Below are 6477 nucleotides of genomic sequence, written 5' to 3'. Positions count from 1 at the left end.
TGTGGGGTCGGGGTCGGGTTCGGTGCCGGGGGTGTTGCCGATTGGGCGGCCGTTGGAGAACACGCGGGTGTATGTGCTGGATGGTGGTCTGGAGCCGGTGCCGCCGGGTGTTGTGGGGGAGCTGTATGTGGCGGGTATGGGCCTGGCGCGGGGGTATCACCAGCGGCCGGGGCTGACGGCTGAGCGGTTTGTTGCGTGCCCGTTCGGCGGTTCGGGTGCGCGGATGTACCGGACCGGTGACCTGGCGCGGTGGACCGCGGATGGGCAGCTGGTGTTCGTAGGCCGTGCGGACGATCAGGTGAAGGTGCGTGGGTTCCGGGTGGAGCCGGGTGAGGTGGAGGCGGTGCTGGCCGCGCATCCGGGGGTGGGTCAGGCGGTCGTGGTCGCACGCGAGGATGTGCCGGGGGACAAGCGACTGATCGCGTATGTGGTCGCCACTCACGGGGCCGGTGCGGATGATGGCGATGACTTGGCCGGGCAGGTACGTGCCTTTGCCGACGGGCGGCTGCCGGACTACATGGTGCCGTCGGCGGTGGTGATGCTGGATGAGTTGCCGCTTTCGGTGAACGGCAAGGTGGACCGGGCGGCGTTGCCCGACCCGGAGTACGGGACGGCCGAGGGTGGGCGGGGGCCGACGACCGCGGTCGAGGAAATCCTGTGTGGTGTGTTCGCGGAGCTGTTGGGGCTGACGCGGGTTGGTGTGGAGGACCACTTCTTCGAGCTGGGTGGGCATTCGTTGCTGGCGACCCGCTTGGTGTCGCGGGTGCGGTCCGTGTTCGGGGTCGAGGTGAGCGTGCGAGCCTTGTTCGAGGCTCCGACGCCGGCGGGGTTGGCGGTGCGGATTGCGGGTGCGGGTGCGGCGCGGGTGAGTCTGAGGTCGTGGGTGCGGCCTGGGCGGGTGCCGTTGTCGTTTGCTCAGCGGCGGTTGTGGTTCTTGGCGCAGTTGGAGGGGCCGAGTGCGACGTACAACATGCCGGTTGCGTTGCGGTTGGAGGGTGGGCTGGATGTTGTTGCGTTGAGGGCGGCGTTGGGTGATGTTGTCGTCCGGCATGAGGTGCTGCGGACGGTGTTCCCGGTGGTGGAGGGGGAGCCGTATCAGGAGGTGTTGGCGCCTTCTGTGGTGGGTGAGGTGTTGCGGGTGGTGCGTGCTGGTGAGAGTGAGGTTGCGGATCTGGTGGCGGAGGAGTGCGGGCGCGGGTTCGACCTCGGGGTTGAGGTGCCGTTCCGTGCGCTGCTGCTGGGGATCGATGAGGACGTGCACGTCCTGGTCGTGGTGGTGCATCACGTGGCGGGGGATGGGTGGTCGATGGGGTCGTTGGCGCGGGACATCTCGGTGGCGTATGCGGCGCGGTGTGCGGGTGAGGCTCCGGCGTGGGAGCCGTTGCCGGTGCAGTACGCGGACTACACCCTGTGGCAGCGGGAGCTGCTGGGTGATGAGGATGATCCGGACAGCGTGCTGGCCGAACAGGTCAGCTTCTGGCGGGACGCACTGGCCGGGGCGCCGCAGGAGCTGGCGTTGCCGGGTGACCGGTCGCGGCCGGCGGCCGCGTCGCACCAGGGCCACACGGCCTCGCTGGTGGTCCCGGCGGAGGTGCATGCACGGTTGGCGGCGTTGGCGCGTGAGCAGGGTGTCACGTTGTTCATGGTGGTGCAGGCCGCGCTGGCGGTACTGCTGTCCCGGCTCGGTGCGGGGGAGGACATTCCTGTCGGTACGGCGGTGGCCGGCCGTACCGACCAGGCCCTCGACGACCTGGTCGGGTTCTTCGTCAACACCCTGGTGCTCCGCACCGATGTGTCGGGGGATCCGACCTTCGGCGAGCTGCTGGGGCGCGTACGGGAGACGAGTCTGGCGGCGCTGGAGCACCAGGAGGTGCCGTTCGAGCGGTTGGTGGAGGTGCTGGCACCGGATCGTTCGTTGGCGCGGCATCCGCTGTTCCAGGTCATGCTCACCCTCCAGAACCAAGGCCAGGCCAGGCTGGACCTCCCGGGTCTGCGGGTGGCGCCGGTGTCCGGTGGGTTGGGTGTCGCGAAGTTTGATCTTGATGTGTCGTTGGGTGAGCTGGTCGACGGTGAAGGCCGCCCGGTGGGGCTGCGGGGGTCGGTCACCGGGGCGGCGGATCTGTTCGACGCGGGGACCGTGAATGCGGTCGCCGAGCGCTTGGTGAAGGTGCTGTCGCTGGTGGCCGCAGACCCGCAGACGCGGGTGGGGCAGGTCCAGGTGCTGTCGGAGGCGGAACGGCACCAGGTGGTGACCGGCTGGAACGACACCGCCGGGCCGGTGCCCGATGCGACGTGGGTGGAGCTGTTCGCGGAGCAGGTGGTACGGGATCCGGGTGCGGTGGCGGTGGTGTGCGGCGAGGTCGAGTTGTCGTACGGGGAGTTGGATGAGCGGGCATCGCGGCTGGCAGGCGTGTTGAGGGCACGAGGGGTGGGTTCGGAGTCGGTGGTGGGGGTGATGCTTGAACGGTCCGCGGACGCGGTGGTCGCGCTGTTGGGGGTGTGGAAGGCAGGGGGCGCCTATCTCTTCATCAATCCCTCCTATCCGGAAGAGCGCGTGGCGTTGCTGGTGGCGGAGGCCGGGCCGGTGTGCATGGTCACGGTCAGCAGCCTGACCGCTGGGTTGCCCGATGCGCTGCCGGTCCCGGTGGTGGCGGTGGACGACCCGGCGGTAGTCACGGAGCTGGCCGAGGTGGAGCCGACGGGCGTGCCGGTGCCGACTGAGCCCGGAGCGGCGGCGTACGTGATGTTCACGTCCGGATCGACGGGACGGCCGAAGGGCGTGGTGGTGACCCAACGGGATCTGGCTGAGCTGGTGGTGGATCAGTGTTGGGGAGAGCCGGGGCGGATGTTGGGGCACGGCCCGTACGAGTTCGATGCGTCGGTGCTTGAGACATGGGTGACGCTGGCGATCGGGGGAGCGGTCGTACTGGCCCCGGCCGGCAAGTTGGATGCCGGTGTCCTGCGGTCGCTGGTGGCGGAGTACGAGCTCGACCGCGTGCATGTGACCGCGGGACTGCTGCGCATGCTGGTGGAGGAGGACCCCGGGTGCTTCGCCGGAGTGAGCGAGGTGCTGACAGGTGGGGACGTGGTTCCGTCGGCAGCGGTGTCGGCGGTGTTGGCGTCTGCTCCCGGGGCTGCGGTGCGGCAGGTGTACGGGCCGACCGAGATCACCCTGTGTGCTACCCAGATCCTGGTTGGGGACGCCGACGCAGTCCCATCGGTGCTGCCGATCGGTCGGCCGATGGACAACACGCGCATCTACCTGCTCGACGCTGCTCTGTCGCCGGTTCTGCCCGGGGTGGCGGGCGAACTGTATGTGGCCGGGACCGGGCTGGCGCGGGGATATCACGGTCGGCCTGACCTGACCGGTGAGCGGTTCGTAGCGTGCCCGCTCGGTGCGCCGGGGGAGCGGATGTACCGGACGGGGGATCTGGCCCGGTGGACCAAGGACGGACAGTTGGTGTTCATCGGCCGGGCGGACAACCAGGTCAAGGTGCGTGGATTCCGGATCGAGCCGGGTGAGGTCGAGGCGGTGCTGGCTGCCCACTCGAGTGTGGCTCAGGCAGTGGTGATCGCCCGAGAGGACACGTCCGGTGACAAGCGGCTGACGGCATATGTGGTCCCCAGGAGCGGCAACGTTGCGCGTGACGACCTGTCTGCGCGGTTGCGTGCGTACGTGGGTGAGCGGTTGCCGGATCACCTGGTGCCGTCCGCGGTGGTGGTACTGGACAGGTTGCCGTTCTCGGTGAACGGCAAGGTGGACCGCGCGGCTTTGCCGGCGCCGGAGTACACGGGTGCCGGTGGCGGGCGGGCACCGGCGTCGGTGGCCGAGGAGCTGATGTGCGGCGTGTTCGCGGACGTCCTCGGTCTTGAACGAGTGGGGGTGGAGGACAGCTTCTTCGACATGGGTGGGCATTCGTTGCTGGCGATGCGGTTGGTGTCGCGGGTGCGTTCGGTGTTCGGGGTGGAGTTGGGTGTGCGGGCCTTGTTCGAGGCTCCGACGCCGGCGGGGTTGGCGGTGCGGATTGCGGGTGCGGGTGCGGCGCGGGTGAGTCTGAGGTCGTGGGTGCGGCCTGGGCGGGTGCCGTTGTCGTTTGCTCAGCGGCGGTTGTGGTTCTTGGCGCAGTTGGAGGGGCCGAGTGCGACGTACAACATGCCGGTTGCGTTGCGGTTGGAGGGTGTGCTGGATGTTGCTGCGTTGAGGGCGGCGTTGGGTGATGTTGTCGTCCGGCATGAGGTGTTGCGGACGGTGTTCCCGGTGGTGGAGGGGGAGCCGTATCAGGAGGTGTTGGTGCCTTCTGTGGTGGGTGAGGTGTTGCGGGTGGTGCGGGCTGGTGAGGGTGAGGGTGAGGTTGCGGGTCTGGTGGCGGAGGAGTGCGGGCGGGGGTTCGACCTCGGGGTTGAGGTGCCGTTCCGTGCGCTGCTGCTGGAGGTCGATGAGGACGTGCACGTCCTGGTCGTGGTGGTGCATCACGTGGCGGGGGATGGGTGGTCGATGGGGCCGTTGGCGCGGGACATTTCCGTCGCGTATGCGGCGCGATGTGACGGTCGTGCGCCTGGTTGGGAGCCATTGCCGGTGCAGTACGCGGACTACACCCTGTGGCAGCGGGAGCTGCTGGGTGATGAGGGTGATCCGGGCAGTGTGCTGGCCGGACAGGTCAGTTTCTGGCGGGACGCACTGGCCGGGGCGCCGCAGGAGCTGGCGTTGCCGGGTGACCGGTCGCGGCCGACGGTGGCGTCACATCGTGGTCACACGGTGAGGGTGGAGGTTCCGGCGGAGGTGCATGCGCGGTTGGCGGCGCTGGCGCGTGAGCAGGGTGTCACGTTGTTCATGGTGGTGCAGGCCGCGCTGGCGGTGCTTCTGTCGAAGTTGGGTGCGGGGGAGGACATTCCTGTCGGTACTGCGGTGGCCGGCCGCACCGATCAGGCCCTCGACGACCTGGTCGGGTTCTTCGTCAACACGCTGGTGTTGCGTACGGATGTGTCGGGGGATCCGACCTTCGGCGAGCTGCTTGGGCGGGTGCGGGAGACGAGTCTGGCGGCGTTGGAGCATCAGGAGGTGCCGTTCGAGCGGTTGGTGGAGGTGCTGGCGCCGGATCGTTCGCTGGCGCGGCATCCGCTGTTCCAGGTCATGCTGGCAGTACAGAATCTGGGCCAGGCGAAGCTTGACCTGCCTGGGCTGCGGGTGGCGCCGGCTTCAGTCGGCCAGGGGGCAGCGAAGTTTGATCTTGATGTGTCGTTGGGTGAGGTGGTCGATGGTGAGGGTCGTCCTGGCGGGTTGCGGGGGTCGGTTACGGGGTCGGTGGATCTATTTGATGCGGGGACGGTGGAGCGGGTCGGTCGGTGGTTGGTGAGGGTCTTGTCGGTTGTGGTTGAGGATCCGCAGGTGCGGGTGGGGCAGGTTGAGTTGTTGTCGGAGGCGGAGCGGTATGAGGTGGTGGCGGGGTGGAATGCCACTGTCGAGCCGGTGCCTGAGGTGACGTGGGTGGAGTTGTTCGGTGAGTGGGTGGTGCGGGATGCGGGTGCGGTGGCGGTGGTGTGTGGTGAGGAGCGCCTGACTTACGGGGAGTTGGATGAGCGTTCTGGTCGTTTGGCGGGTGTGTTGGCGGGCTTGGGTGTGGGGGTGGAGTCGGTGGTGGGTGTGGTGTTGGGGAGGTCGGTGGATGTGGTGGTGGCGTTGTTGGGGGTGTGGAAGGCGGGGGGTGCGTATGTGTTTGTTGATCCGTCGTATCCGGTGGAGCGGGTGGGTGTGGTGCTGGCGGAGGCGGGGCCGGTGTGTGTGGTGACGTCTCGGGCTTTGGCTGGTGGGCTGCCGGACGGTCTGGGTGCGGCTGTGGTGTGTCTGGACGATCCGGGGCTGGATGTCGCGCCGGTGGTGGCGGGTCCGGTGCTCGGTGAACCCGGTGGTGCGGCGTATGTGATGTTTACGTCGGGGTCGTCGGGTGTGCCGAAGGGTGTGGTGGTGTCTCAGGGTGCGGTGGTGGGTTTGGTGGTGGCGTTGGGTCCGGTGTTGGGTGCGGGGCCTGGGGTGGGTGTGTTGCAGTTTGCGTCGTTCGGCTTCGACGGTTCGGTGCTGGATGTTGCGGTGACGTTGGCGTCGGGTGGCCGCCTCGTGGTGGCGTCGGAGGCGGAGCGGGCGGATGTGGGGCTGCTGGCTGACCTGGTGGTGCGGGAGGAGGTGAAGGTGGCGAGTGTGGTGCCCTCTCTCCTGGGTGTGGTGGACCCGATGACTGTGCCTGGGTTGGGGCGGGTGCTGGTGGGTGGTGAGCTGTTGTCGGCTGAGGTGGCGCGGGTGTGGGCGGATGGTGGCCGGGTGTTGGTGAACACGTATGGGCCGACGGAGTCGACGGTGATGGTGACTGCCGGGCAGGTGCCGGAGGACGGGGTGGGTGTGCCGTCGGTGGGTGGGCCGGTGGCGAATGCGCGGTTGTTTGTGCTGGACCGGTTCCTGGAGCCGGTGCCGCCGGGGGTGGCGGG

1 protein-coding gene is annotated in these 6477 nt (G+C 68.6%); it reads left to right on the top strand.

All coding sequences use genetic code 11. The annotated features are described in order from the left end of the window. Window positions 1–52: 52 nt before the first annotated feature. On the top strand, window positions 53–6477 hold a 6425-nt coding region (locus tag ACGF3J_RS38645), incomplete at its 3' end, for an amino acid adenylation domain-containing protein (protein WP_393856119.1).

Origin of the sequence: Streptomyces sp. NPDC048171, from assembly GCF_043202655.1 — a bacterium.
Taxonomy (GTDB): Bacteria; Actinomycetota; Actinomycetes; order Streptomycetales; family Streptomycetaceae; genus Streptomyces.
Note: the sequence above shows the minus strand (reverse complement) of the source record. Positions and strands in the feature narration are given on the sequence as shown.